Here is a 26,371-nt window from a genome sequence, read left to right on the forward strand (position 1 = left end):
GGCTGCCCCTTCCCACTGCCCCACTGGTCCCACCTGTGCTGCCGTACGGTACGACCTGACAGGGCGGACGTGGCAACTCTGGCACATCTTCGCAGGGCCCGAGGACGGGGGTCCGCTAGGAGGCATTCGCCCACCTCATCAGGGACATGGTCCGTTTTGGCACGGCATCACCGGTGCGGGCGAATTACCACTCTTCGCTGACTCTTGCGGATTTTTTCCAGTGTGTGTTCGAGACGGTTCACCGGACGGGCGGCCGGCCCTCGACCGGGCGGCCGAGGACCCCGGGGCGGCGCTGCCAGGGGCGCGGCCCGGTGGGCGGCCGGTAGCCGACGCCCAGGGCGTCGAGCCGCCGGTAGTGGGCGTCCATCCGCCGCTCGAAGCCGGCGAAGTCCCGCTCCCCCGGGGCGGGCAGCGGACTCCAGGCGACCTCGGCGAAGGCGGCCAGCCTGGGGAAGGTCTGGTAGTCCACGCGCGCCTGGTCCTCCATCACCTCGGTCCACACATTGGCCTGGGTGCCCAGCACATGGCGGGCCCGGTCCCCGTCGAGCTCGGGCGGAACCGGCTCGAACCGGTAGACGTCCTCCAGGGTGCGCACCTGGCCGATCGGTACGGGCTCGTCCTCGCCCGGGGCCTGCCGGTGGTCCAAGTACACCTGCTGCTCGGGGCACATGACGACGTCGTGACCGGCCCGTGCGGCGGCGATCCCGCCCGCGTACCCGCGCCAGGACGACACGGCGGCGCCCTGGGTCAGGCCGATTCCGGCCGCCTCGCCTGCGGGCACTTCGAGCCCTGCGGCCCGGCTCCCGCCCTCCAGGATCTCGTCCCAGCCGATGAGCCTGCGTCCGCGCGCGGCCAGCCACTTGTCGAAGTGGCCCACGAACCACGCCTGCAACTCGTCCTCGTCGGCGAGCCCGAGTTCCCTGATGCGGGCCTGCGCGGCCGGCGAGGCCCGCCACTGGTCCTTGGGACACTCGTCGCCCCCGATGTGGACGAACCGCGAGAACTGCGCCTTGTCCGCGGGGAAGAGGCCGAGCAGTTCCTCGAAGACGCCCTCGTAGAAGCGCAGGGTGTTGTCGGTGGGGGCGAGTACGTTCGGATTGATCCCCCAGTCGTCCCAGACGGTGGGGGCGGTGCCCCCCTCCATTGACGCGGTGACGACATCGGTGTTGCCGAGTTCCGGGTACGCGGCGATGGCGGCCTGCGAGTGGCCGGGTACGTCGATTTCGGGGACCACGGAGACATGCCGCTCGGCGGCGTAGGCGACGATCTCCCGGATGTCGTCCTGGGTGTAGTAACCGCCGTGCGGTTTCTCCTCCCACACAGTGGACGCCCCGTGGCCGATTCTCGTGCGTGCCCGCCAGGAGCCGACCTCCGTCAGCCTGGGGTACCGCCTGATCTCGACCCGCCAGCCCTGGTCGTCCGTCAGGTGGAGGTGGAGCACGTTGAGTTTGTGCGCGGCCATCAGATCGACGTAGCGCAGCACGCCGTCCTTGGGCATGAAGTGCCGGGCCACGTCCAGCATGAGCCCGCGCCAGCGGAAACGGGGGGCGTCCTCGACGACCTGGGCCGGGACGGTGTGCGTGGCGCCCGGCCGCAGGGGGGCGCGCCGGAAGGCGTCGGGGCCGAGCAGTTGACGCAGGGTCTGCGCGCCCCAGAAGACTCCGGCCGCGCCGCCGCCGCGGATCTCGACTCCCGAGTCGCTCGTGACGCCGAGCCGGTACGCCTCGGGCTCCAGCGTGCCGTCCACAAGGAGCCGTACGGAGTTCCGGGCGAGCCGTACGGAGTCCGGGGCGCCCTCGGCGCCGGACGGGAAGGGCAGGCCTAGGGCCGCGCCGAGCGTGCCGCGCAGCCAGCGCTCGGTGCTGCCGGTGCCGGGGGCGGCCCACAGGGCGGTGCCCGCGTCCAGCACTGCGGCGCCGCGGTCCACACCCTCGACGGCGCGCGGCGCCGGAATCACGTCATGGCCGCGCTCGTCATGGCCGCGCTCGTCACGGTCGGTCACGTCACGGTCGGTCTCGTCCTGCGCCACGGACGGAGCCTATGGACCACCGCCGACGCCCACAAGAGGTCTGGACCACAAAGGTCTGAACCACTCTCGGTGCGAGCTACTTGTCGCCGCCCTTGCCGCCCTTGTCGTCGCCGCCGCTGCCCATGGATTCGTAGATCTCCTTGCACATGGGACACACGGGGTACTTCTTCGGGTCGCGGCCGGGCACCCACACCTTGCCGCACAGCGCCACGACGGGTGTCCCGTCCAGGGCGCTCGCCATGATCTTGTCCTTCTGGACGTAGTGGGCGAAGCGCTCGTGGTCGCCGTCGCCGTGGGAGACCTGTGGCGTCGGCTCTACCAGGGTCCCCGTACCAGTCCCGCGCTCGGGCTCGAGAGTGCTCATAGGCCCCAGGGTACTGAAGGCGCCTGGAAGCTCACACGCATCAGTTGAGCGAGGGGTCGTCCGGGTACGTGGCGACCATCGCCAGCTCGCTGCGCTGGCGCCGCAGCACCTCGCGCCAGAGCCTCTCGGGGGACGGGGAGGAGACGTCACCGGGTTCCGACTCCACGACGTACCAGGCGCCGTCCACCAGCTCGTCCTCCAGCTGACCGGGGCCCCAGCCGGCGTACCCGGCGAAGATCCGCAGCGAGCCCAGCGCGGAGGCCAGCAGCTCCGGCGGGGCCTCCAGGTCGACAAGACCGATCGCGCCGTGCACCCGGCGCCAGCCGAGCGGGGCGCGTTCCCCGGAACCGCCGCCCGGGATGACGGCGACCCCGAGCGCGGAGTCCAGCGAGACCGGGCCGCCCTGGAAGACCACGCCGGGCTCCCCCGCCAGGTCCGCCCAGCCCTCCAGGATGTCGCTCACGTCCACAGGGGTGGGACGGTTGAGGACCACACCGAGGGAGCCCTCCTCGTCGTGGTCGAGAAGGAGCACCACCGCACGGTCGAAGTTCGGGTCCGCCAGGGCGGGCGTTGCCACGAGCAGCCGCCCTGTGAGCGAGGACACCTCGGTCATGCCAGACATGATCCCGCATCTTCCCTATGTGTGGGGAGCCAATCCGGCTACGGGAGTGAGGGCAGCTCACGCATGGCGGAAGCACTGGGGGCGCACGGCCCGGGCGGTGACCGCATGTGCCCGGTGTGGCACGGTTCGTGTTGTGACACAGCTATGACGGGGTTGGGCTGTCCTTGGGCTTACTTAAGGGGGGCACACGGCGATTACTCTGTCTCTCCGGCCCTTGACCGAAGTGATCGGCCGCCCCTGCCCAACTCATCGGAACGCGAGATACATGACCGTCAACGGCTCTGACGACGTACTGCTTGTCCATGGCGGAACCCCGCTGGAGGGCGAGATCCGTGTCCGCGGTGCGAAGAACCTCGTGCCGAAGGCCATGGTCGCCGCTCTGCTGGGCAGCGAGCCAAGTCGACTGCGCAACGTTCCGGACATCCGTGACGTGCGTGTCGTACGCGGTCTGCTGCAACTGCACGGGGTGACGGTCCGTCCGGGTGACGAGCCGGGCGAGCTGGTGCTCGACCCGACCCGGGTGGAGAGCGCGAACGTGGCCGACATCGATGCCCACGCGGGCTCGAGCCGCATCCCGATCCTCTTCTGCGGCCCGCTGCTGCACCGTCTGGGTCACGCCTTCATCCCGGGCCTCGGCGGCTGCGACATCGGCGGCCGGCCCATCGACTTCCACTTCGACGTGCTGCGGCAGTTCGGCGCGGTCATCGAGAAGCGGGCCGACGGGCAGTACCTGGAGGCGCCCAAGGGGCTGCGCGGTACGAAGATCCGGCTGCCCTACCCGTCCGTCGGCGCGACGGAGCAGGTGCTGCTGACGGCCGTACTCGCCGAGGGTGTCACCGAGTTGTCCAACGCGGCCGTCGAGCCGGAGATCGAGGACCTGATCTGCGTTCTGCAGAAGATGGGCGCGATCATCGCGATGGACACCGACCGCACGATCCGCATCACCGGTGTGGACAAGCTCGGCGGCTACACCCACCGCGCCCTCGCGGACCGTCTGGAGGCCGCGTCCTGGGCGTCGGCGGCGCTGGCGACCGAGGGCAACATCTACGTCCACGGCGCCCAGCAGCGGTCGATGATGACCTTCCTCAACACCTACCGCAAGGTGGGCGGCGCATTCGAGATCGACGACGAGGGCATCCGCTTCTGGCACCCCGGCGGGCAGTTGAAGTCGATCGCGCTGGAGACGGACGTGCACCCCGGCTTCCAGACCGACTGGCAGCAGCCGCTGGTGGTCGCGCTCACCCAGGCGACCGGCCTGTCGATCATCCACGAGACGGTCTACGAGTCCCGTCTGGGCTTCACCTCCGCGCTGAACCAGATGGGCGCCCACATCCAGCTCTACCGCGAGTGCCTGGGCGGCTCCGACTGCCGCTTCGGCCAGCGCAACTTCCTGCACTCGGCGGTCGTGTCGGGCCCGACCAAGCTCCAGGGCGCCGATCTGGTCATCCCCGACCTGCGCGGCGGCTTCTCCTACCTGATCGCCGCCCTGGCGGCCCAGGGCACCTCCCGCGTCCACGGCATCGAGCTGATCAACCGCGGCTACGAGAACTTCATGGAGAAACTCGTCGAGCTCGGCGCCAAGGTGGAGCTGCCGGGGCAGGCGCTCGGCTGACCTGACACGCACATACGTACGACGATGGGGCGGCCCCCGGCGAGGGGGGCCGCCCCATTGACGTTGTCGGACCTACCAGGCCCCGTACGCCGTCCCGTGGCGTAGGAACGGCGAGGTCACTTGCCCTTGGCGGCTTCCTTGAGCTTGCTGCCCGCGGAGACCTTCACGCTGTAGCCGGCCGGGATCTGGATCGGCTCGCCGGTCTGCGGGTTGCGGGCGGTGCGAGCGGCACGGTGGGTGCGCTCGAAGGTGAGGAAACCAGGGATGGTGACCTTCTCGTCCCCCTTGGAGACGATGTCGCCGACGACGTCGGCGAACGCGGCCAGCACGGCGTCGGCGTCCTTGCGGGTCACCTCGGCGCGGTCGGCCAGCGCGGCCACCAGCTCACTGCGGTTCATGTTGTTACTCCCGTGTTCTTCTTGCCGTTGAGGCGTGCCACGCGGCGGAGCCGCATGTCGGGCACGGCGAAGCCGATGCTGCCAGGTTCCTCGGTGAGTCCCCGGACCCGGGTCCGTCGTCAGACCCTCGCGCCCAGGGAGGCATCCTGCCCCCACCTGCGGCGGGAAAGCCAATCCGGCACCCGTAGGAGTCGTGAGAACACCCTTGGGAGTCACACGACAAGAGGGGCTCAGCCTGGCCGTCACGATAAGGGTGTGTCGCGGGCAGGATGTTCTGCGACGCGCCGGTTTCCCGGCACCGTGGCGATCGTCACGCCCAGGGGCCAACGCCCCCGGACGCCACCGGCGGCCCCAAGGGCCTCGTTCCCCGGGTGACCGACTCTGCTCGGACGACCGACCCGGATGAGCGACTCGGATGAGCGACTCAGATGACCGACGCGCTGGTCGCCGTCGCTCCCGCCGCCCTCGCCGCCTCCCGGACCGCACCGGCCACCGCGCCCGCGACCTTGTCGTTGAAGACGCTCGGGACGATGTAGTTCGGGTTCAGCTCGTCCTCGGTGACCACGCCGGCCAGGGCCTGGGCGGCGGCCAGCATCATCTCCGTGTTGACGGTGCGGGACTGCGCGTCCAGCAGGCCCCGGAAGACGCCCGGGAAGACCAGCACGTTGTTGATCTGGTTGGGGAAGTCCGAGCGGCCGGTGGCCACAACTGCGGCCGTCTGGCGGGCGATTGCCGGGTCGACCTCGGGGTCGGGGTTCGCGAGCGCGAAGACGATCCCGCCGTCGGCCATGGCGGCCACGTCGTCGCCGTCGAGGACGTTGGGTGCCGAGACTCCGATGAAGACGTCCGCGCCGCGCACCGCCTCCTTCAGGGTGCCCGTCAGGTTCTCGGGGTTGGTGTTGTCGGCGATCCAGCGCAGGGCCGACCCCGGGGCGGCGTCGACGAGGTCCTCGCGGCCGGAGTGCACCACGCCGTGGATGTCGGCGACGACGGCGTTCTTCACACCGGCGGCGAGCAGCAGCTTCAGGATGGCGGTACCGGCCGCGCCGGCGCCGGACATCACGACCCGGACGCTGTCGATCGGCTTGTCCACCACGCGCAGCGCGTTGGTCAGCGCGGCGAGCACGACGATCGCGGTGCCGTGCTGGTCGTCGTGGAAGACGGGGATGTCCAGGGCCTCGCGCAGCCGGGCCTCGATCTCGAAGCAGCGGGGCGCGGAGATGTCCTCGAGGTTGATGCCGGCGAACCCGGGGGCGATCGCCTTGACGATCTCGACGATGGCGTCCGGGTCCTGGGTGTCCAGGCAGATGGGCCAGGCGTCGATGCCGGCGAACCGCTTGAAGAGCGCCGCCTTGCCCTCCATCACCGGCAGCGCGGCCTTGGGGCCGATGTTGCCCAGGCCCAGCACCGCCGAGCCGTCCGTCACGACCGCAACGGAGTTGCGCTTGATGGTCAGACGGCGGGCGTCCTCGGGGTTCTCGGCGATCGCCATGCACACGCGGGCCACACCGGGCGTGTAGATCATGGACAGGTCGTCACGGTTGCGGATGGGGTGCTTGGACTGCATCTCGATCTTGCCGCCGAGGTGCATCAGGAACGTACGGTCGGAGACCTTGCCGAGCGTGACGCCCTCGATGCCGCGCAGCTTCTCGACGATCTCGTCGGCGTGCGCGGTGGAGGTGGCCGCGATGGTGACGTCGATACGGAGCTTCTCGTGGCCGGACGCGGTGACGTCGAGGCCGGTCACCGAGCCTCCGGAGGACTCCACCGCGGTGGTGAGCTGCGAGACGGCCGTTCCGCTCGCGGGCACCTCCAGCCGGATGGTCATCGAGTAGGAGACGCTGGGCGCCGTTGCCATGGCCGACTTCCTCTGCTTTCACCGTGTCGCGAAGTTGTGCCGTCCGATCGTCGCACCTACCACTGAGTACGTGGTAGCCGCCTCGGATTGCGGACTTTTTGTTCACGGCCACATATTAATTTCGGAAAATTAATTCCACCATACGAGAATCGATCAGGCAACGAAAGAGGCCCACGTCACATGTCGTGACGTGGGCCTCTCACACGCTCAATGACACCGACCCGCCATGCTCGCCTCGCGGCAAGTGGTCGCTCGTAGCGACGAAGGTTGGGCCCGGGGGCTTGGATCGGGCCGGTGCCACACCAAGGCTAACAAACGGACGCCGCCCGGCCATTCCCCTCCAGGAGGGTTCACCGGATTCGCTCCCGCCGTTCGCTCCCGCGTCTCAGTCCCGCAGCAGATCCGGCACCCCGGCCGTGTCCGGCTGGTCCCGCTCGCCCGAGACCACCGTCAGCTGCTGGGTGGCGCGGGTCAGTGCGACGTACAGGACGCGCAGGCCGGCCGGGGACTCGTCCGCGATCTCCGCGGGCGAGACGACGAGCGTCGCGTCGTACTCCAGGCCCTTGGCCTCCAGGCTGCCGAGCGCCACCACCCGGTCGCCGAGCCCGGCGAGCCAGCGCCGGGCCTCCTCGCGCCGGTTCATCGCGACCACCACGCCGACCGTGCCGTCCACCCGGTCCAGCAGCCGTCCGGCCTCCTCCCGCACCGCGGCGGCCAGGGACTCCCGTACGACGGCGAAGCGCGGCCGCACCCCGGTGGAGCGCACCGCCGACGGGGCCTTGGCGCCGGGCATGGCCAGGGCGAGCACCTTCGCGGCCAGCTCGGCGATCTCGGCCGGGTTGCGGTAGTTCACCGTCAGCTCGAAGCGCCGGCGCGGGCGGGTGCCCAGGGCCTCGTCGCGGGCCTCGGCCGCCTCGTCGGGGTCGGACCAGGAGGACTGGGCCGGGTCGCCGACCACCGTCCAGGTGGCGTGCCGGCCACGGCGGCCGACCATCCGCCACTGCATGGGCGTGAGGTCCTGCGCCTCGTCCACGATGACGTGCGCGTACTCGATGCGCTCCTGTGCCAGCCGCTCGGCGCGCTCGCGCTGCGACTCCTCGCGCACGGGCATCAGCTCCTCCAGGCCGGTGAGGTGGTCCAGCGGGTCCAGCTCGCGTCTCCTCCGCGGGCGGGCCGGGGTGCCGAGGATCGCCTGGAGCTCGTCGAGCATGGCGATGTCGTGCACCGAGTGGCCGTCCCGCTTCAGGGAGCGGGCGACCCGGCGCACCTCGCCGGGGTTGAGGACCCGCCGCGCCCAGCGGCCCAGCCGCCGCTCGTCGGCCATGGCGGTGAGCACGGCCCGCGGGGTCAGCTCGGGCCACCAGGCGTCGAGGAAGGCGACGAAGGAGTCCTCGCCGGTGACGTCCTCGTCGAAGGAGGAGCGCAGCTCGGCGGCCAGCTCGGGGTCGGTGTGCCGGCCGGCCGCGCCGGACTTCTCCCACAGGGCGTCGAGCAGCAGCCTGCGGGCGCGGGGACGCAGGAGGTTGACGGGCGCCGTGCCGCCGAGAACGGTGTGGCGGATCCGCTCCAGCTCCGCGGCCTCCAGTTCCAGGCGGCGCCCGAAGGCGACGACGCGCAGCCGGGCGGGCGGTCCGGCGGGGGCCTGCGGCGGTACGTCGGTGTCGTCGCCCGGGGCCGGCTGCCCGGCCGGGGCAGCGGCTCCCGCGCCCACCTCCAGCGCGCCGCGCGCCGCCTTCCGCAGCACCTTCAGCATCCGGTACGAGCCCTTCGCCCGCGCCACGGACGGCGAGTCGTACAGCGTGGCCTCGGCGCCCTCGACCAGCGAGCCGATCGCGCGGATGGCGACCTGGCCCTCCTCGCCGAGCGAGGGCAGCACACCCTCGGTGTAGGCCACCAGCAGCGGGGTCGGCGAGACGATCAGGATGCCGCCCGCGTACCGGCGCCGGTCCTGGTAGAGCAGGTAGGCCGCCCGGTGCAGCGCGACCGCCGTCTTCCCCGTTCCCGGGCCGCCCTCGACGTAGGTCACCGAGGCGGCGGGGGCGCGGATGACCAGGTCCTGCTCGGCCTGGATGGAGGCGACGATGTCCCGCATGGTGTGGCTGCGGGCCCGGCCGAGCGCGGCCATCAGCGCGCCGTCGCCGATGGCGGGCAGCTCGTGTCCGTCGAGGAATGCCTTCAGCTCCGGGCGCATCAGGTCGTCCTCGACGCCGAGCACGCGCCGTCCCTTGGAGCGGATGACCCGCCGGCGCACGACCCGGCCGGGGTCGACGGGGGTCGAGCGGTAGAAGGGGGCGGCGGCGGGCGCCCGCCAGTCGATGACCAGCGGCGCGTACTCCGCGTCGAGCACGCCGATCCGCCCGATGTGCAGGGTCTCGGCGATGTCGGCCGTGTTGTCCTCGCGCACCGCGCCCTCGGCCGGCTCGACCGCGGTGTACGCCCCGTCGGGTCCCTTCTTGCCGTCCTTGCCGAGCAGCAGGTCGATGCGGCCGAAGAGGAAGTCCTCGAACTCGTTGTTCAGGCGGTTGAGGTGGATGCCCGCCCGGAAGACCTGCGCGTCCCGCTCGGCCAGCGCGCCGGGTGTGCCGACCTGGCCGCGCTTGGCCGCGTCGTGCATGAGGAACTCGGCCTCGTGGATCTTCTCCTCGAGGCGCTGGTACACCCGGTCCAGGTGTTCCTGTTCCACGCTGATCTCTCGGTCGCGCACGGAGTCACGCGCCGCGTCGTGCGCCGCGTCACGCGCCTCGCCGTGCGCCGCATCGATCGCTGCGTCGCTCGCTGCGTCGTGAACCGAGTCGACCGCGGAATCCTGTTGAACCTGAGCGGCCACCGGGCCCCCTTCTGACGTGCTGGGCAGCCGTCAACCGTACGCGAAGGGGGCCTGTCGGCGGAAGCTAGGCGTTGACCTGGACGAGTCGTTTCCCGTCGAACGTCATGACCTCGAAGTGATCGATCTGGTTCGGCTTGAAGGCTGCGCCGCCACGGACATAGAGGGGGTTCTTGGCCTCCTCCGTCTTGGGGTTCGGCACGCCGTAGCCCCAGTTCGGGACGGACCAGGAGGTCAGCGTCTCCCGCTCGCCGTTCTTGCCGACGGCGATGAGCGAGCACCGCTCCGGGCCGGTCACGTTCTTCAGCTGCAGGACGGCGTTGGTGCCCCAGTCCTTCTTCTCGAGCGCGACGGTGGCGGTGACGTGCGTCGCCGGGTCGGTCGCCGTGACCTTGTCGGCCATCGTGTCGAAGGCGGACTTCGCGGGGCTCGCGGCCACGTTGGCGTTGCCGCCGCCGTCCGAACCGCCGCTCGCCGCCAGGACGGCCAGTGGACCGCCGATGATCAGCGCGGCCGCGGCCGCGACCAGGTAGAAGCCCTTGCGCCGCTTCTGGGCGCGGCGCTCGGAGACCTCGTCGACGAGCTTCTCCACCAGCCGTGGGCTGGGCTTGGCGGAGAGGGACTCGCCGATCGCGGCGTTGCCGGAGCCCGGCAGGTCCGCCAGCGCGGCCAGCATCGGCTCCATTCCGGCCAGCTCGTCGAGCTGCTGCGCGCACCATTCGCAACCGGCGAGGTGGGCCTCGAAAGCGGTTGCCTCGGCGTCGTCGAGAATTCCGAGGGCGTAGGCGCCGACGGTCTCGTGCTCGTTCGGGGCCGGTGATCCCTGCATGGACCCAGACATACCCGAACCACCCGTTCCGAACCCCCCGTACATGCTCATCACGCCGTCACCCCCCGCTCCTCCAGAGCCAGCTTCATCGAACGCAGGGCGTAGAAAACACGGGAGCGGACGGTGCCGCTGGGTATGCCCAGCGTCTCGGCCGCCTCGTTGACGGTACGCCCCTTGAAGTACGTCTCGACGAGAACCTCCCGGTGGGCAGGGGTCAGGTCGTCGAGCGCGTCAGACAGCGTCATCAGCCACAGCGCCTTGTCGATCTCGTCCTCCGCGGGGATGACCTCCAGCGGCGACGGATCGACCTCCTGCGGCCGGGCCTGCCGGCTGCGGTGGCCATCGATGACGATGCGCCGGGCGACCGTCACCAGCCAGGGGCGTACCGAACCGGTCGCTCGATTGAGCTGGCCGGCGTTCTTCCAGGCACGGATGAGCGTCTCCTGCACCACGTCCTCGGCACGCTGCCGGTCTCCGGCGACCAGCCTGAGGACATACGCAAGGAGAGGTCCGGCGTGCTCACGGTAAAGAGCACGCATCAGCTCCTCGTCAGGTTCCGAGGGCTGGGACATGCGATGTCGGGCCCTCGATCCACGTTCATTGGCCACGACGGAATCCTTGCGCACGCCCACCTCCGATGTCCGGGGGTTCCCCCAGTCGGTCGCTCGTCGACGGGTACGGATGCGGGGCGCTCCGTGTTCAAAGTGAGGCGACAGATTTCTTCGGGGTGACGTGACGAGGGGGACATGGACGCACATTCCCACCGTGCCATCTTTACATTTCCGACACATTGACGAGATCGCCGTCGCCGTCCGTGCGGGGCGGCGACCCTAACGGAATGTTGCACAAATCACGTGGGAGGCGAACTCGCAGAAGGGGCATACCGGACCGCCGGGTCCCCGGGCGCATCCGGAGGCCGGACCCTAGGCGCGGGCGAGGGCCGCGCGACGGCGGTGCCGGGCGACCCGTTCGCGGTTCCCGCAGACCTCACTGGAGCACCAGCGCCTCCTGCGTCCCCTGGAGGTGTCCAGGTACACGATCGGGCAGTTGTCGCCCTCGCACTGGCGCAGACTCGCCCGGGCGACGGGGTCGGTGAGCAGTTCCACGGCGTCCCTGGCGACCGCCCCGAGCAGCGCCCCGCACTCGGGCGGCCCGGCCAACTCGCGGACCAGGAAACCGTCTTCGCCGCGTACGGCACGGGGAGCGGGCGGGGCGGCGCGGGCGGTGTCATTGACGCGGGCGAGCGCGAGGTCGTAGGGCCGGACCTCGCAGGCGAGGTAGCCCCGCACCAACTGCGCCACATGTCCGCGCAGTTCGCGGAAGGCGCCGGGCCAGGAGGCGTCGGCGTGCCCGAGCGGCGTGCCCGCCGGGACCAGGCCGGAGCCCGTGATCCAGGCGCAGAGCGGGGCGAGGGAGGCCAGCCGTTCGCCGGGATGGGTGGTGGAGAGGAGATCCAGGCAGATCCGCCCGGCGTCGAAGCGGAGTTCGTACGGGACCGTGGCCGTACCCAGTGCCATGTGCCTGTCACCGCCTAGGTCACCCCGGTCAGCAGCGGTGGGCGGGGTGCTCGTCAGGGCTGGGAAAGCGTTCCCTCCCACAGTGCCTGCCCGCTCCCGCCGCCGGAACCCCTCGTACCGCAGGGGTGTCTTCGTCCCACGGGGCCGGCGTACCGCGGGGGATGCCTTCGGCCCACGGGGCCGGCGTACCGGGGGGCCGTCGGCTCACGGGGGCGGCGTACCGGTGGGGGCGTCGGCTCACGGGGGCGGCGCCAGGTCCTGTCGTCCTTGACGACAGGACCGGACCTGGACGACAGGACCGGACCTAGGCGTCGGCGTACTTGGCGTCGGCCGCCGGGTCCAGGGCGAGCCGGTAGCCGCGCTTGACCACCGTCTGGATCAGCTTCGGCGCGCCCAGGGCGGCACGCAGCCGGGCCATCGCCGTCTCCACCGCGTGCTCGTCACGGCCCGTCCCCGGCAGCGCACGCAGCAGTTCGGCGCGCGCGACCACCCACCCGGGCCGCCGCGCCAGCGCCCGCAGCAGGGACATCCCGGCCGGCGGCACGGGCCTGAGCTCCCCGTCCACCAGCGCCGCGTGCCCCCGGATCTCCACCCGGTGCCCGGCGATCGGCAACGCCCGCGCCCGCCCCGGAAGTTCCTGGCACAGCAGCTGCACCAGCGGCCCCAGCCGGAACCGCTCCGGCTGCACGGTGTCGACCCCGCGCGCCTGCAACGGCAGCGCGGTGACGGGCCCGACGCACGCGGGCAGCACATCGTGGTGCAACGCGGCCAGCAGCTCGGGCAGCAGCCCCCGCTCCTCCGCCCGGGACAGCAGGGACGCGGCGGCCGGAGCGCTGGTGAAGGTGAGCGCGTCGAGCCCGCGCGAGACAGCCGCGTCCAGCAGCCGGTCCAGCGGGCCCGCGTCCTCCGGCGGCATCCACCGGTACACGGGGACGGGTACGACCTCCGCTCCGCCGGCCCGCAGCGACTCCACGAACCCGGGCAGCGGCTCCCCGTGCAGCTGCACGGCGATCCGGCGGCCCTCGACGCCCTCCTCCAGCAGCCGGTCGAGCACCTCGGCCATGGACTCCGACGACGGCGACCACTCCTCGGTCAGCCCGGCGGCCCGGATGGCGCCCTTGACCTTCGGCCCGCGCGCCAGGAGTTCGACCTCGCGCAGCCCGGCGAGCAGCGCCTCGCCGAGCCCCCAGCCCTCCGCCGCCTCGACCCAGCCGCGGAATCCGATCGCGGTGGTGGCGACCACGACGTCGGGCGCCTGGTCGATGATCTCCTTGGTGGCCGCGAGGAGTTCGCCGTCGTCGGCGAGCGGCACGATGCGCAGGGCGGGCGCATGCACGACCAGCGCACCGCGCCGCTGGAGCAGCGCGCCGAGCTCGTCGGCCCGGCGCGCTGCCGTCACACCCACGGTGAACCCGGCCAGGGGCCCGTGTTCCGGTCGCTGCTGTTCGTCGTACATGGCTCTCGTCTCGCGCTCGAGTCGTCGTACCTGCCGAACGAGCCTGTCAACGGCGCGTGACAGGCTCGGTTCGACTTGATGTCACCAGTGTTACGTCACACCTCGGCGTAGCTGAGCTGCGATTTCGCCTCCGCGGTGGCGGCTGCGGCCGGAACCTGGCCCGCCGGACGGCGAAGGTATACGGCCCAGGTGACCACGAACGCCGCGCCGTAGAAGGCGAGGAAGGCGACGAACGCGCCGGTTCCGGAGCCGTAGGAGAGGAAGGACTGCCGGAAGGCGAGGTTGATGCCGACGCCGCCGAGCGCGCCCACCGCTCCGATCAGCCCCATCGAGGCCCCGGACAGCCGCCGCCCGTGCGCCGCGGCCTCCTCGCCCTGAAGCCCCTGGGCGAGGGCCTTGGCCTGGAAGATCCCGGGGATCATCTTGTACGTCGAGCCGTTGCCGAGCCCGCTGAGCACGAACAGCACCACGAAGACGGCCACGAACGGCGGCAGCGACTTCTGCATGCTGGCGACCACGAGCACGGCGGTCGCGGCGGCCATGGCGACGAAGTTCCACAGGGTGATCCTGGCCCCGCCGTACCGGTCGGCGAGCCAGCCGCCCACGGGCCGGATCAGGGAGCCGAGCAGCGGACCGATGAAGGTGAGGTAGGCGGCCTGCAGCGGAGTCCTGCCGAACTGGTTGGTGAGCACCTGCCCGAAGGCGAAGCTGTAGCCGATGAACGACCCGAACGTGCCGATGTAGAGGAACGACATGATCCAGGTGTGGGCGTCCTTGGCGGCGTCCACGGCGGCACCGGTGTCGTTCTTCACGGAGGCGAGGTTGTCCATGAAGAGCGCGGCGAGTACGGCGGCGACGACGATCAGCGGGATGTAGATCCCGAGCAGCACACGCGGCCCGCCGCTCGCCCCGATGATGGCGAGGGCGGCCAGCTGGATGACGGGCACACCGATGTTCCCGCCCCCGGCGTTCAGCCCCAGCGCCCACCCCTTCTTCCGCATCGGGAAGAAGGCGTTGATGTTGGTCATCGAGGAGGCGAAGTTGCCGCCGCCGATGCCGGCCAGCAGCCCGACCGTCAGGAAGGTGGAGAAGGAGGTGCCGGGATGCATCACGGCGAACGCGGCGACGGTCGGCACCAGCAGCAGGCTCGCGGAGATGATCGTCCAGTTCCGCCCGCCGAAGACGGCGACCGCGAAGGTGTACGGCACCCGGACGACGGCGCCGACGAGCGTCACCATGGACGTGAGCAGGAACTTGTCCGCGGGGGTCAGCCCGTACTCGGGCCCCATGAACAGCACGAGCACCGACCACAGGGTCCACACCGAGAACCCGATGTGCTCGGAGAGCACGGAGAAGAACAGATTGCGGTTGGCGGTCCTCCTCCCCGTCTCCGCCCAGAAGGTCTCGTCCTCCGGGTCCCAGTGCTGAATCCAACGACTCGCTGTCATGACGCCTCCACGGTGCGCTGAGTGGCTGAGTCCCGAAGGTAGGGAGACCGCGTTTCCGCGCTGTGGCTGTCGGTGACCGCAAGGGAACGTTGCTCTCACGCTGAGGGGCGGGGGGATGAGAGGTCCTGCGGCTCCCACGGCGCGACGCCGTACAGCTCCCTGCCCTTGGCCCGGCTCCGCCTGGCCCGACCAGAGCCAGGCCAGGCGCAGCTGCGTGACGAGTGACCACCCTCCGTGATCGTCAGTTCCGTCCGCCCACCTCGAACCACAGCAGCTTTTCGCGCCCCGCCCGAGCGGGTCACCGCCGAGCGGCCGGCCGCCCCACGAGTCCGCGTACTGCTGCACGAGAAACAGCCCACGCCCGCCGTCGGCGCCGACCGCGACGGGCGGGACCCGGTCCCGCGGAGACCCGTCGAAGGGGGCGGGGAGGTACGGATCACTGTCCCAGACCCCGACGCGCAGCCGCCCGTCGCTCAGGGCGGTCAGCCGGAGGGAGGCGGGCCCCTGGGTGTGCCGGTAGGCGTTGGTGACCAGCTCGGAGGCCAGCAACTCGACGGTGTCGAGGACTTCGCCCATCCCGTGGCTGTGGAGAGCCGCCCGCACGGTCATACGTGCGACACGTGCGGCACGGGGGTCGTGCGGCAGGCGGAGGGCGTACACCCAGGTGTCGGGCAGGGCTACGGTGACCATGAAGTCCTCCGGGCGAGGAAGGGAAGTGGATGCGCTCAACGGCTGTGCCGGGCGGTGGCTTTGCCTGGGTGGGTGCGCTTCCGGCTTACGGGCGAGGCAAGTTGGGCGGTACAGCTCTTACACTAGGCCCGAATTGAGAGATGCATCTTCCAATTGGCAGAGATGAATCTCCCATTAGCTCGTGTGAGGTATGCGAGCGTCGCAGCGCAGACCGAGAGAGGGCGCCTTGCCACCCACTGACAACCCGACACTGCGGCAGCGGAGACTCGGCTCCGAGCTGCGAAAACTCCGTGAACGAGCCGGTTTCACCGTTACCCAGGCGGCCGCACACCTGGGCGTCAACCAGGGGCGCGTGAGCATGATCGAGACGGGGCGCACATCCCTCAGCGCTGACCGCGTCCGCGCGTTGGCGTCGGCTTACGACTGCTCGGACGAGACCCTGGCCGACTCCTTGGCCGCGATGACCGGGCGCCGTGGCCGCGGATGGTGGGAGGAGTACCGCGACCACCTGCCCGCCGCCCTGGTCGATCTGGCCGAGCTGGAGCATCACGCGACGGCGTTGCGAGTGGCTCTAGTGATCCACATCCCCGCGCTCCTGCAGACCAGCGATCACGCCCGCGCCCTGTTCCGTGCCGTGGTGCCGGTCATGCGGCAGTACGAGATCGAGCACCGCCTCACGCACCGGATGAAGCGGCAGGGCATCCTGTACCGCGACGATCCGCCCCCGTACTCGGCGATCATCCACGAGGCAGCCCTGCGCATGGGCTTCGGAGGCCCGACCACCGCGCACGGCCAGCTCAAGCACCTCCTTGACATGGGCGAACTGCCGCACGTCACCGTCCGGGTGATCCCGTTCGGAACGGAATACTTCCCGAGCACCGGCCAGTCCTTCGACTACGTCGAGGGTTCCGTCCCGCAGCTCGACACCGTACAACTGGACACGCACCATGGCGGCTGCAGCTTCCTGGATGCGGATGCGCAGCTGAACAAGTACCGAGCCGTGTTGAACCACATGGAGTCCTGCGCACTCGATCCCGCCGGGTCACGCGACTTCATCCACCGCCTCATGCAGGAAATCTGAGAGGACCAGCCGTGCAAACCCTCCACTGGCAGAAGTCGAGTTACAGCGGCGACAGCTCGAACTGCGTCGAGATAGCCCGCGCCCCCAAGGTCATACACATCCGCGACTCGAAGACCCCCGCCGGCCCCCACCTGACCTTCCCGGCCGCCGCCTGGGCCGACTTCATCTCCGCGACACATCCCGAGCAGCGCTCCCCAGCGACGTGAGCGACGGGATGACAACGAGGCACTTACGTTCCTTCCCCACTCACCTTTTTCGCAAGCCTTTACCGAAACAGTGAAAGCCGCAACTAAATAGCGATCACCGCATCTCATTGTGAATCTGCTGCGCAGGTTCCATGAATTGCCCGTGAGGGTGATCACGTTGCGATTCCTTGCCGTCCCCATCTAGCTTCATTGCCGACCTTATTTTTGTTTTACGTCTGCGTGGGGGCTGCAGATGTGCCGTCACCCATGCCTGGAAGGGATTTCGGGTGACTCATCGTATGCGTAGGCTGCTCCCCCTCGTGGGGGCGGCCGCGCTCGTGGCGCTCCTGGGCGCTCCCGTGCTCGCCTCCGCCGAGCCGTTGGCGCCCCAGCCGGATCCGGGAACCTCCACGCCGCCGTCCGCCGTGGAGGACTTCGCCTACCCGAACGCGGATCAGATCCAGCGGGACAAGGGCATCAAGCTGATCAAGGGCGATGGCCACATCACCCTCTCCGCGTGCGACGACTCGGCCCAGCAGATCAAGGTCCTCACCGTGCAGGGCCCGAGCGGGAACCCGCAGGGCGCCTACTGCCTCAAGGCCACGGCCAAGACCGGCTATCTCGCCCTCGAACTCCCGCATGTCTTCGCCCTGGAGACCGCCGACCACCCCATCAGCGCCGACCTCAAACCGCAGGGTGACCCCTCTGCGACGGCGAAGACGGTGAACGTCGACAAGAACGGCTACCAGAGCGTCGGCGAGGGGACCGCTGGCGGCGCACCCGCCGTTCTGGTGGAACTGCGTGTCACCGGCTGACCGCACCACCCACCCAGCACTGCCCAACCCCTCACATCTGCAGGGATCTCCATGTCTGCCCTGCGTCCGCGCTCCGCGCGGACCGGCGGCCTGGCCGCCGCCGCGACGCTCGCCGCCCGGACACGTCAGCCTCTTCCCCGGCGTGGACGCCAAAGGCCTGCACGACGAAGTCCGCCTCACACCGGCCGGCTGACACATCCCGGCACAGCTTCCGGGAGGCGGCCACTTCGGCAACCGGTGGACCGCCCCTCGGCCGGCTGCGGCCGGGGCGAAAGGCCGTGATCGGACTGCCCAGCTGCGGCCGGGCGGTCCGAGCGGCACCCCCCCACTGAACACAACAGAGGAATCGAGTCGCAGTGACACATCCACGACGCCCACGGCGCGTGGCGGCACGGGCGCAGCACGCGATCCGCGGGCTGAGCCTGGGCCTGCTGCCCGTCGCCCTCGTCATGGGCCTGCTGGGGCCCGCGCCCACCCAGGCCGTTGCCGACGGCGCCACAACGGCGGGCACCGGCATCGGCGGTGCGCTCCCGGACACCGACCGCGCCAAGGTGGTGCGGCTCTGGGAGACCGGCGGCCCCGGTGTCCGTGCCGCCGCCGAGGTCGCTCTGGTCGGCGGTGACGACGACGTCAGGAAGTTCCTGGACGAGGCGCCCGACATCGCCGTACAGGACGAACGGGTGGCCGTCGCCCAGTACGCCGGCGTCGGTGGCCTCAGTCTTCAGGCGGCCGCCCGCAAGGCGCTCGACGGTACGCCGGACGACCTGAAGACGTTCCTGACGGACGGCTGGAAGGCGCCGCTGGAGCAGGACCAGCGGGTCCGCGTCGCGCAGATCATCGACGCAGGCGGTCCCCAGGTCCAACAGGCCGGGCGAGCCGCACTCAACGGCACACCCGACGACATCAAGACGTTCCTCGACAACGACCAGTACACCGACCGGGAACAGGACGAGCGGGTCGAGGTCGCCCAGATCATCTCGGCCTGCGGATCGAACGTCCAGGCGGCCGGCCGGATCGCGATCAACGGCACGGCCGACGACATCCACGAGTTCATACAGGTCGGGCAGTTCGTGGCCCGCTCGCGCGACCAGGAGCACGCCACCATCGCCCAACTCGCCGACCAGGCGACGAAGGCGGGCAAGCTGGCCGGGCAGCAGACCCAGGCCGCCAAGGACGCCTCCGCCCGCGCGGTGACCGCGGCACAACTGGCCAAGGAGGCGGCCCAGAAGGCCGCTGCCGAGACGCAGGCGGCCCAGAAGGACACCAAGCACGCGGCGGCGGCAGCCGCCCGTGCGGCCAGTGCGGCCAAGCAGGCCGCCACGGCCGCGCAGACGGCGATCGAAGCCGCCAATGCCGCCACCAACGCGGCCCGCGTCGCCGCCAACGCCGCCGCGGCCGCCGCCGCGGCCGCGGACGGTGCCGCCGAGGCTGCCTCGCAAGCTCGTAACGCCGCCGCCAACGCCGCCGTCGATGCCGGTCAGGCAGGCACCGCACGCAAGGCGGCGCAGCAGGCGCGGGACGCCGCCGCGGGCGCTCACGCCGCCGCCCAGGCCGCCGACTCCGCCCAGACCGCCGCTTCGTCGGCCGCGGACGCGGCCCGGGCAGCGAGCGGTGCCGGCAGCAACGCCGACAACGCCGCTGACGCGGCCGACCAGGCGAACTCCTATGCCGACCAGGCCGGCTCCCACTCCGCCGAAGCGCAGAGTGCCGCGGCCGCCGCGCACCGGCACGCCCGGGAGGCGAGCCGTGCCGCCGACGCCGCGGAGTCGCTGGCCAAGGAGGCCGCGTCCGCTGCCGGTGAGGCCCGCGACGCCGCGAACGACGCGGCCACCCATGCCGAGAACGCGGCCAAGGCAGCCGACGACGCGGCGGCCCACGCCGGGGAGGCGGCGAACGCCGCCAAGCAGGCCGCCGCGCATGCCAAGGAAGCCAAGAAGGACGCCGACGCCGCCAGCGCGGCGGTCTCCAAGGCCCAGAAGGTCCACGACCTGGCAGACCGTATCGCCACCGAGCAGCTGACCGCCCGCACCAACGAGTCCATCGACCGGGCCCAGGACCTCAAGACGGCGGAGGACCAGCGCACCGCGGCACAGCAGGCGGCGGTACAGCAGGCCAAGGACCTTCAGTCCCAGGCGGACAAGCTGGCGGACCAGGCTGCCCAGTCCGGCGCGGACCCCGCGCAGATCGCTCCCGAAGCCCGCAAGGTGGCCCTGGCGACGGCCAGGACCGGCCGTCCGTGGAGCCAGTCCGCGGCACTCGTGGCGCTGGCGGGCTCCGACACGGACGTGACCGCGTACATCCGCACCGGCCGCCAGGAGGCGAGCGGGCAGGACGACCGCCAGGACGTCGAACATCTGGCGACTGCTGCCGGCTCCGCCGACGTACGCGCCGCCGCCTCCCAGGCCCTCGAAGGCGACTCCGGCGCGGTGAGCGCATTCCTGGCCACCGGCCAGTACGCGGCCATGAAGCAGGACATGCGCCTGTACATCGCCCGGGCGATCGCTGCGGCCGGCCCGATCGAGCAGCAGGCGGGCCGCACTGCACTGGACTCCGATACACCGGACGTCCTGCGCCAGTTCATCACCACAGGCGAGTCCCAGGCACGCACCCAGGACGAGCGCGTCCGTGCCGCCCAGCTCGCCGACAGCGGCGGCCCGGAGGTGAAGGCCGCGGCGCGCATCGCCCTCGAAGGACCCTCCGGCCTCCTCCACGCCTTCATCGGCGTGGGCCAGTACAAGGCGCAGCGGCAGGACCAGCTCGCCGCCACCCACGAGGCCCAGATCCAGCAGCTCATTGCACAGGCCGCGGGCGTCGCCGCCACCGCCCAGAAGAACGCGGCGGAAGCGGGCAAGGCGGCGGCCACGGCCGCCAAGGCGGCCGCCGAGGCCGCTGGTTACGCGAAGCAGGCGGAACAGTCCGCCAAGGACGCCAGGAAGTACGCCACCCAGGCCGACGGCTACGCCAACCAGGCCGAACAGTCCGCCAAGGACGCCGCCGCCTCGGCCAAGACGGCCCGCAAGGCCCAGCAGGACGCCGAGAACGCGGCAGCGGCGGCGGTCACCTCGGCAGCCCAGGCTCAGAACTCGGCCGCTGCGGCTCGCGGCTCGGCCGACTCGGCCGGGACAGCAGCACAGCAGGCACGCGCATCTGCCACCGCCGCGGGCAAGGACGCTACAGCAGCGGGCCAAGCGGCGACGGCGGCTTACCACACCGCAGTCGTCAAGCAGCAGCAGGAGGAGGAGCGGTGGCGGCAGTGGTACGAGGCCATGAAGAAGAAGAGCGCCCAACAGGATGACGACGGCAGCTGGATTCCCGGCTGGTTGAAGGACACGGCCAACACCGTCGCCGACTACGGCTCGGCGATACTCGACAACGCCACGCAGATCTTCGGCGGACTCGTCGAAACCTTCGCCGGCGTGGGAGCGGTCGGCTTCGGGGCGTCCGGCGACTTCGCCGGTGGCGTTTTGTGCCTCACCGGAGTCGGCTGCCTGGCCGGCGCCCCCGCCGTCGTCGCGAGCACCACACTGATAGTCGGTGGCGTTTACGGCATCGGTGACGGGATCAACCGCTTCAGCGACGGACTGGGACAAGCGCTGCGCGATGCCGAGGAGAGGAGCGCTGCGGAAGAGACCTGTACCCAGTGCTTCGTGGCCGGCACCAAAGTGCTCATGGCCGACGGCCCGGCAAAGAACATCGAGGATATCAAGGCCGGCGACAGAATCGTCGCGACAGACCCGCTCGCCCGGAAGACGGCACCGCGCAAGGTCGCCCGTCTGATCATCACCGATGGCGACAAACACTTCGACGAACTGACCCTCACCACACCGGGCGGCCCACGAAAGCTCACCGCCACCTACGAACACCCATTCTGGATCCCCGCGGAGAACCGCTGGGCCAAAGCCCGCGACCTGACACCAGGCGCCACCCTGCTGAGCAGTGACGGCGGCACCGTTCGCGTCCAGGCCGACCGCGCGTTCGACCAGCGTGTGCGCACCTACAATCTCACCGTCGAGGACTTCCACACCTACTATGTCCTCGCTGGCACAACACCGGTTCTGGTGCACAACGCGACGGGCTGCGGTCCGACATCCAGTGGGGTGTATGACGGCGACGGCAATCCTGTTGACGGCACGAAAATCCCGGTCGACGACGCCCTGTCCGCAGCGGAAAAGTGGGTCGGTCCTGGATATACAGAACCCGTTCCGGGGAGCGGCCGGTTCGTTTCCAAAGACGGAACACGCGTGGCCAGGATGGGCGAGTCGGACATCACGGGACAACATGGCGGTGGCCCGCACATGAACTTCGAACGACTGGCCCCGAACCCCAAGAAACCAGGCAAGTCCATGGTCGTGGAAAACAGGCACGTATACCTTGGATGAGCACGTTAGTTGCCTGTGACGGGAGTCGCCTCGGTTCAGCTCAGCCGAGGCGACTCCCGCGCCGGACATCACCACGAGACGTGAAGGAGCCCGCAAGTGGAGCACATTGTCCAGGTCCCCGATTACCACCCCAGCAAGGGTCTACTGCTTTCCTGGGACGAGGATTTCGAAATCACCGTCTCGGTCAGCGGGTCAGAGGTCTCCATCAAAGCCAATCATGCAGGCCTGGTCTCTCTGGCTCGTCACCTCCTGACCTTGGCACAGGACCAGGTACACGAAGGTGCGCACATCCACCTGACGGCAGATCAGGAGATCGAATCCGACCACGACCTGATCCTCGAACGGGCATGAGCGAGGATCTTCGGAGCAGCCACCGCCCCGTCCCACAACATGGTGGCGGCATGGGCGTCTCATGGCCTGCGGGCGCGATGACACCCGGCACGAGGGTCACCGTGGTCCAGGAGCTGTCCTGGCCGGTCCGTGGCAGGCCGCCGAGTTCCAAGGAGTGATCGGCAGAGCCCCGAGGAAGCCGGCCAGCCGGTCGGCCGCGTGGTGGCCACGGCTGGCAGGGGTCCGGTCGGCCGGTTCACCGGGAACCCAGGTCATGACCGCCCATGGCCTCGGGAAGCGGGCGGACGGTTCACCAGCCCGCACCGGTATAGGACCAGAGGCGGAAGCCTCGGGGCCACCACAGGCAGCCACTCCTGCTCCTTGCGGAGGAGGGAGGGAGGACGTGGGGTGCGTGGCAGTCGCACGGCCAGGTCGTCCCCGAGGCGCCACATCTGGTTGTCCCAGCCCGCGATCACCTCGCGAAGGACGAGCCCGGCAACGTCCGCGTGCTGCTCCGGCAGCGAGCGCACCAACTCCTCGTCCACGCCCGCGTTGCCCATGGGCCGCGAGCCTACAAGGCCCTGCTTCTCCTCCTTCCGTTCGGCCACAGCCTCGGCTTCCTCTTCGCCGCCAGGTCCTCGATCCAGCCGAAGGTCACGACCGCCAGGGCGATCAACGGCCAGACCAGGACGAACATCCAGAGGCTGTAGGTCGAGTCGAGGAATCCCGACGCACTGTCGCTCTGCATGAAGGGGAGGTTGTAGGCCTGGTCGAGGAGCGGGACCGTGGCGGTGATCAGGAAGTTGTGCCAGAGGTAGATCGTGACCGCTCGGTTGTTGGCGAGAGTGATGGGCCTGTCCCAGCGGCGCAGGCGGCCGGGGAGTTCCTGCCAGGACGGGGAGTACTGGAGCAGGATGACGACTACGCCGAAGCTCCAGGTCGCCTGGGCCAGCGGGATGTCGTTCAGGTCCCAGCCGTCGGGGCCCTGGTGGCCGGACGCCCACCACAGGGCGACCGCCATCAGCAGGGCCGAGCACGAGACCGCCGCGTAGCGGGGGATCTTCGCCAGCATGCCCTCGTGGTGGGCGAAGCCCAGGACCCAGCAGCCGCCGTAGACCGCGAAGTCCGTGACCGCGTTGCCCGTCTCGCCGGGGATGGTCACCGCGCCCGTGCCGACCACCGCCGTCAGGGCCAGAGGGGCCAGCAGGGTCGGCCAGGGGGCGCGGCGGAAGGCCCACAGGAGCAGCGGGGAGGCAATTACGAACCAGAGGTAGGCGCGCAGGTACCACAGGGGGCCCGCGGCGTCGTCCGCCCAGGTCGGGTCCAGCAGGCCGGAGTCGGAGCCCAGGTGCCAGGGGTAGGGCGGGGCGCCGATCGGCACCAGGTAGTCCAGGAGCTTGGTCAGGCCGAGCGTGCCGCCGATGTCCGGGTCCCTCGCCGGGTTCCAGCCGGCGATCAGCATCAGGGGGAGCAGCACCGCGCCGAACGCCCACAAGGGGGGCAGCAGCCTGCGCAGCCTGCCCTTGATCACGCTCAGTGCAGGACGGTTCAGGGAGCGTGCCATCAGGGAGCCCGCCAGGGCGAACATCACGCCCATGGAGGGGAACAGCACCGTCAGCCAGCCCCAGCCGAAGAGGTGGTAGACCACGACTCGGACCAGGGCCAGGGCACGGAGGAGGTCCAGGTAGCGGTCGCGGCCGGCCGGTGGTCTGCGGTCGGCGGTGGTCTGCTGGGCGAGCGCCTGCGTCATGCCACCGGGCTCCGATCCGCCGTCTCGGCCGCGTCGCCGGTTTCGGTGGTCTCCTTCATGCTCCCCGTCCGCTCCCGCTGTACCGGACCGCCCGGTGCCTCCACCACGCCCGTGCGGCGCAGTTTCTGCCAGCGCAGGCGGCCGCCGGTGAGCGCGGTGATCCAGGACTGGAGAAGGACGACGTACATGAGCTGGCGGTAGAGGATCTGCTGGAGCGGGAGGGAGATGAGGTGGGTCATGCGTTCGCGGTCCAGGCGGAAGGCGTACGCGGCGCAGACCGCCTGGACGGCGAGGACGCCCAGCCACGCCACGATCGTCTTCCGGGTGGGGCCGAAGACGACTCCGTAGAGGAGGAAGACGTCGATGAGCGGGGCCAGCAGGGGGGCCACCACCATGAACAACGACACCAGGGGCAGACCCACGCGGCCGAAGCGGCCGGAGGGGCCCCGGTCCAGCAGCGCGCCTCGGTGTTTCCAGATCGCCTGCATGGTGCCGTAGGACCAGCGGTAGCGCTGGGACCACAGCTGCTGGACCGACTCGGGCGCCTCGGTCCAGGCACGGGCGTCCTCGGCGTACACCACGCGCCATCCTTCGCGGTGCAGGGCCATGGTGATGTCGGTGTCCTCGGCGAGGGTGTCGACGCTCATGCCGCCGGCCTGCTCCAGGGCGGACCTGCGGAACGCGCCGACCGCACCGGGGATCGTCGGCATGCAGCGCAGGACGTCGTACATCCGGCGGTCGAGGTTGAATCCCATCACGTACTCGATGTGCTGCCAGGCGCCGATCAGCGAATCCCGGTTGCCCACCTTGGCGTTGCCCGCCACCGCGCCGACCTTCGGGTCGCCGAAGGGCTGGACCAGCTCCCGGACGGTGGACGGTTCGAAGACCGTGTCGCCGTCCATCATCACGATCAGGTCGTGCGAGGCGTTCGCGATACCGCGGTTGAGGGCGGCCGGCTTGCCCGCGTTGCGCTGGCGGACCACCCGTACGCCGGGCTGGTCCATCGCCTCGACGATGTCGGCGGTGCCGTCGGCCGATCCGTCGTCGATCACCACGACCTCGACCGGGTGCTCGCTCGCGGTCAGTGAACGGACCGTGTTCTCGATGCACTTGGCCTCGTTGTACGCCGGCACTAGCACCGACACCGGTTCGGTGACCGGCGGACCCCAGCGGAACCCGGGGCGGCGCACCCGGCGGGAGTGGGCACCGGAGAGGAGCAGCATCAGCGCGAACCGGGCGATGACCAGGCCGCCGACCAGTGCCAGGCAGACCGCGAGCGCGTCGGTGACGTCGTCGGAGGCCTGGACCAGGAAGATCCACACCCGGCCCTTCCACAGGTCGACTCCGGTGACCGGGGTGAGCGCGCTGGGCGCGCCGAGCGCCTCGGTGAGGTCGTCGAACCGGTAGCCACGGGCCTGGAGTTGCGGGATGAAGCGGTCCAGTGCCTGCACGGTCTGGTGGCGGTCGCCGCCGGAGTCGTGCATCAGGACGATCGCGCCCTTGCCGCCGTGCGGGGTGGCGCGGCGGATGATCTCGCCGACGCCGGGCTTCTGCCAGTCCTCGCTGTCGGTGTTGTTGACGACCGTGATGTAGCCGCGGGAGCCGATGTACTCGGTCACCGGCCAGGAACTGTTGTCCATGGCGTCGGCGAAGGAGGAGTACGGCGGCCGGAACAGCGAGGTGCGCACGCCGGCCGCACCGGTGATGGCGAGCTGGTTCTGCGACAGCTCCCAGTCGATGCGGCTCTTCGACTGGTAGGCCAGGTCGGGGTGGTTGAAGGTGTGCAGGCCGACCTCGTGGCCCTCGGCGACCATGCGCTTGACCAGGTCCGGATAGCGCGAGGTCATGGTGCCGGTGACGAAGAAGACCGCGTGCGCGTGGTGCTTCCTGAGCACGTCGAGGACCTTGGGCGTCCAGGTCGGGTCGGGGCCGTCGTCGAAGGTGAGGACCAGGCGGTGGTCGGGCAGACGCAGGCTGGTCTCGCGCCCGCCGCGGGTGTCGATCACCGGTCCGCCCTCGAGGATCTTCTGCGGCACCTCGTCGGTGGTGGCCTCGGGCCGGATGCGGTGGTCGGCGAGGATCTCGCTGTGCACGTAGCCGCGCAGCATCAGCATCGCCATCAGGGCGGCGAGGACGAGCGTGGGCAGCAGCAGGCGCAGGGGCAGCCGCCGGCGGGGGCGGCGA

At 70.5% G+C, this 26,371-nt stretch carries 19 protein-coding genes and 2 pseudogenes; 6 read left to right on the top strand and 15 right to left on the bottom strand.

Annotation, left to right across the window (positions count from 1 at the left end):
* Window positions 1-238: 238 nt before the first annotated feature.
* The 3 genes from ACH4UM_RS17560 to ACH4UM_RS17570 all read right to left on the bottom strand — a co-directional run bounded on the left by ACH4UM_RS17560 (window position 239) and on the right by ACH4UM_RS17570 (window position 3,006).
* A complete protein-coding gene (locus tag ACH4UM_RS17560; protein WP_398179607.1) occupies window positions 239-2,002 on the bottom strand; it encodes a beta-N-acetylhexosaminidase in 1,764 nt (587 codons plus the stop codon).
* A gap of 103 nt (window positions 2,003-2,105) precedes the next feature.
* Window positions 2,106-2,393 (bottom strand): DUF3039 domain-containing protein, encoded by a 288-nt coding sequence (locus ACH4UM_RS17565; protein WP_031225798.1) that lies wholly within the window; start codon window positions 2,391-2,393, stop codon window positions 2,106-2,108.
* A gap of 40 nt (window positions 2,394-2,433) precedes the next feature.
* A complete protein-coding gene (locus tag ACH4UM_RS17570; protein ID WP_398179412.1) occupies window positions 2,434-3,006 on the bottom strand; it encodes a YqgE/AlgH family protein in 573 nt (190 codons plus the stop codon).
* Between the two features lie 274 nt (window positions 3,007-3,280).
* Between ACH4UM_RS17570 and murA the strand changes: the two genes are divergently transcribed.
* Entirely contained in the window at window positions 3,281-4,627 is a 1,347-nt protein-coding gene (murA, locus tag ACH4UM_RS17575; protein ID WP_398179415.1) for a UDP-N-acetylglucosamine 1-carboxyvinyltransferase, read from the top strand.
* A gap of 116 nt (window positions 4,628-4,743) precedes the next feature.
* Here the strand turns inward: murA and ACH4UM_RS17580 are convergent, their stop codons facing one another.
* From ACH4UM_RS17580 to ACH4UM_RS17620, 9 genes and pseudogenes are all read right to left on the bottom strand, one after another.
* Window positions 4,744-5,025, bottom strand: coding sequence for an HU family DNA-binding protein (locus ACH4UM_RS17580; RefSeq protein ID WP_003990598.1), 282 nt, complete (start codon window positions 5,023-5,025; stop codon window positions 4,744-4,746).
* A gap of 424 nt (window positions 5,026-5,449) precedes the next feature.
* The gene (locus ACH4UM_RS17585; protein WP_398179418.1) at window positions 5,450-6,883 is read right to left on the bottom strand and encodes an NAD-dependent malic enzyme; all 1,434 of its coding nucleotides are present in this window, start codon (window positions 6,881-6,883) and stop codon (window positions 5,450-5,452) included.
* A 385-nt stretch (window positions 6,884-7,268) separates the two neighbouring features.
* Window positions 7,269-9,710, bottom strand: a complete 2,442-nt coding sequence (locus tag ACH4UM_RS17590; RefSeq protein WP_398179421.1) for a HelD family protein — start codon at window positions 9,708-9,710, stop codon at window positions 7,269-7,271.
* Window positions 9,711-9,774: 64 nt separating this feature from the next.
* Window positions 9,775-10,587 carry an anti-sigma factor family protein gene (locus ACH4UM_RS17595; RefSeq protein WP_398179424.1) on the bottom strand — a complete coding sequence of 271 codons (813 nt, stop codon included), beginning with the start codon at window positions 10,585-10,587 and terminating at the stop codon, window positions 9,775-9,777.
* Window positions 10,587-11,108 (bottom strand): sigma-70 family RNA polymerase sigma factor, encoded by a 522-nt coding sequence (locus tag ACH4UM_RS17600; RefSeq protein ID WP_010039908.1) that lies wholly within the window; start codon window positions 11,106-11,108, stop codon window positions 10,587-10,589. The genes ACH4UM_RS17595 and ACH4UM_RS17600 overlap by 1 nt, the downstream gene beginning before the upstream one ends.
* A 351-nt stretch (window positions 11,109-11,459) precedes the next feature.
* A complete protein-coding gene (locus ACH4UM_RS17605) occupies window positions 11,460-12,053 on the bottom strand; it encodes a CGNR zinc finger domain-containing protein (protein WP_398179427.1) in 594 nt (197 codons plus the stop codon).
* Window positions 12,054-12,357: 304 nt separating this feature from the next.
* Window positions 12,358-13,509: a uroporphyrinogen-III synthase gene (locus ACH4UM_RS17610; RefSeq protein ID WP_398179430.1), complete on the bottom strand. Its 1,152-nt coding sequence runs from the start codon at window positions 13,507-13,509 to the stop codon at window positions 12,358-12,360.
* A gap of 95 nt (window positions 13,510-13,604) precedes the next feature.
* Window positions 13,605-14,957 carry a nitrate/nitrite transporter gene (locus tag ACH4UM_RS17615; protein ID WP_398179610.1) on the bottom strand — a complete coding sequence of 451 codons (1,353 nt, stop codon included), beginning with the start codon at window positions 14,955-14,957 and terminating at the stop codon, window positions 13,605-13,607.
* Between the two features lie 336 nt (window positions 14,958-15,293).
* Window positions 15,294-15,647 (bottom strand): annotated as a pseudogene (locus ACH4UM_RS17620) (ATP-binding protein); the annotation flags it as partial.
* A gap of 226 nt (window positions 15,648-15,873) precedes the next feature.
* On the opposite strand from ACH4UM_RS17620, the gene ACH4UM_RS17625 reads away from it, so the two are divergent.
* From ACH4UM_RS17625 to ACH4UM_RS17645, 5 genes are all read left to right on the top strand, one after another.
* Window positions 15,874-16,728: a helix-turn-helix domain-containing protein gene (locus ACH4UM_RS17625; RefSeq protein WP_398179433.1), complete on the top strand. Its 855-nt coding sequence runs from the start codon at window positions 15,874-15,876 to the stop codon at window positions 16,726-16,728.
* Between the two features lie 11 nt (window positions 16,729-16,739).
* On the top strand, window positions 16,740-16,934 hold the full coding sequence (locus ACH4UM_RS17630) for a DUF397 domain-containing protein (RefSeq protein ID WP_398179436.1): 195 nt from the start codon (window positions 16,740-16,742) through the stop codon (window positions 16,932-16,934).
* 278 nt (window positions 16,935-17,212) lie between these two features.
* Window positions 17,213-17,728 carry a hypothetical protein gene (locus ACH4UM_RS17635; protein WP_398179439.1) on the top strand — a complete coding sequence of 172 codons (516 nt, stop codon included), beginning with the start codon at window positions 17,213-17,215 and terminating at the stop codon, window positions 17,726-17,728.
* Window positions 17,729-18,084: 356 nt separating this feature from the next.
* Window positions 18,085-22,107 carry a polymorphic toxin-type HINT domain-containing protein gene (locus ACH4UM_RS17640; RefSeq protein WP_398179442.1) on the top strand — a complete coding sequence of 1,341 codons (4,023 nt, stop codon included), beginning with the start codon at window positions 18,085-18,087 and terminating at the stop codon, window positions 22,105-22,107.
* 96 nt (window positions 22,108-22,203) lie between these two features.
* Window positions 22,204-22,458: a hypothetical protein gene (locus tag ACH4UM_RS17645; protein WP_398179445.1), complete on the top strand. Its 255-nt coding sequence runs from the start codon at window positions 22,204-22,206 to the stop codon at window positions 22,456-22,458.
* A gap of 156 nt (window positions 22,459-22,614) precedes the next feature.
* Here ACH4UM_RS17645 and ACH4UM_RS17650 read toward each other — a convergent pair.
* The 3 genes and pseudogenes from ACH4UM_RS17650 to ACH4UM_RS17660 form a co-directional block, all read right to left on the bottom strand.
* Window positions 22,615-22,997 (bottom strand): annotated as a pseudogene (locus ACH4UM_RS17650) (phosphotransferase); the annotation flags it as partial.
* 11 nt (window positions 22,998-23,008) lie between these two features.
* Complete coding sequence (locus tag ACH4UM_RS17655) at window positions 23,009-24,187, bottom strand: acyltransferase (protein ID WP_398179448.1); 1,179 nt, start codon at window positions 24,185-24,187, stop codon at window positions 23,009-23,011.
* Window positions 24,184-26,307 (bottom strand): glycosyltransferase, encoded by a 2,124-nt coding sequence (locus ACH4UM_RS17660; protein WP_398179613.1) that lies wholly within the window; start codon window positions 26,305-26,307, stop codon window positions 24,184-24,186. Before ACH4UM_RS17660 ends, ACH4UM_RS17655 begins: the two co-directional genes overlap by 4 nt.
* Window positions 26,308-26,371: the final 64 nt, after the last annotated feature.

It is taken from the genome of Streptomyces sp. NPDC020801 (genome assembly GCF_044334385.1).
In the GTDB taxonomy this organism is placed as follows: Bacteria; Actinomycetota; Actinomycetes; order Streptomycetales; family Streptomycetaceae; genus Streptomyces.

Excerpts from the sequence above, each read along its gene's own strand:
- ACH4UM_RS17655 (WP_398179448.1), bottom strand. The coding sequence starts at position 24,187 with ATGACGCAGGCGCTCGCCCAGCAGACCACCGCCGACCGCAGACCACCG.
- ACH4UM_RS17660 (WP_398179613.1), bottom strand. The coding sequence starts at position 26,307 with ATGGCGATGCTGATGCTGCGCGGCTACGTGCACAGCGAGATCCTCGCC.
- ACH4UM_RS17570 (WP_398179412.1), bottom strand. The coding sequence starts at position 3,006 with ATGACCGAGGTGTCCTCGCTCACAGGGCGGCTGCTCGTGGCAACGCCC.
- murA (WP_398179415.1), top strand. The coding sequence starts at position 3,281 with ATGACCGTCAACGGCTCTGACGACGTACTGCTTGTCCATGGCGGAACC.
- ACH4UM_RS17580 (WP_003990598.1), bottom strand. The coding sequence starts at position 5,025 with ATGAACCGCAGTGAGCTGGTGGCCGCGCTGGCCGACCGCGCCGAGGTG.
- ACH4UM_RS17585 (WP_398179418.1), bottom strand. The coding sequence starts at position 6,883 with ATGGCAACGGCGCCCAGCGTCTCCTACTCGATGACCATCCGGCTGGAG.
- ACH4UM_RS17600 (WP_010039908.1), bottom strand. The coding sequence starts at position 11,108 with ATGTCCCAGCCCTCGGAACCTGACGAGGAGCTGATGCGTGCTCTTTAC.
- ACH4UM_RS17610 (WP_398179430.1), bottom strand. The coding sequence starts at position 13,509 with ATGTACGACGAACAGCAGCGACCGGAACACGGGCCCCTGGCCGGGTTC.
- ACH4UM_RS17635 (WP_398179439.1), top strand. The coding sequence starts at position 17,213 with ATGCGTAGGCTGCTCCCCCTCGTGGGGGCGGCCGCGCTCGTGGCGCTC.
- ACH4UM_RS17605 (WP_398179427.1), bottom strand. The coding sequence starts at position 12,053 with ATGGCACTGGGTACGGCCACGGTCCCGTACGAACTCCGCTTCGACGCC.
- ACH4UM_RS17565 (WP_031225798.1), bottom strand. The coding sequence starts at position 2,393 with ATGAGCACTCTCGAGCCCGAGCGCGGGACTGGTACGGGGACCCTGGTA.
- ACH4UM_RS17615 (WP_398179610.1), bottom strand. The coding sequence starts at position 14,957 with ATGACAGCGAGTCGTTGGATTCAGCACTGGGACCCGGAGGACGAGACC.
- ACH4UM_RS17595 (WP_398179424.1), bottom strand. The coding sequence starts at position 10,587 with ATGAGCATGTACGGGGGGTTCGGAACGGGTGGTTCGGGTATGTCTGGG.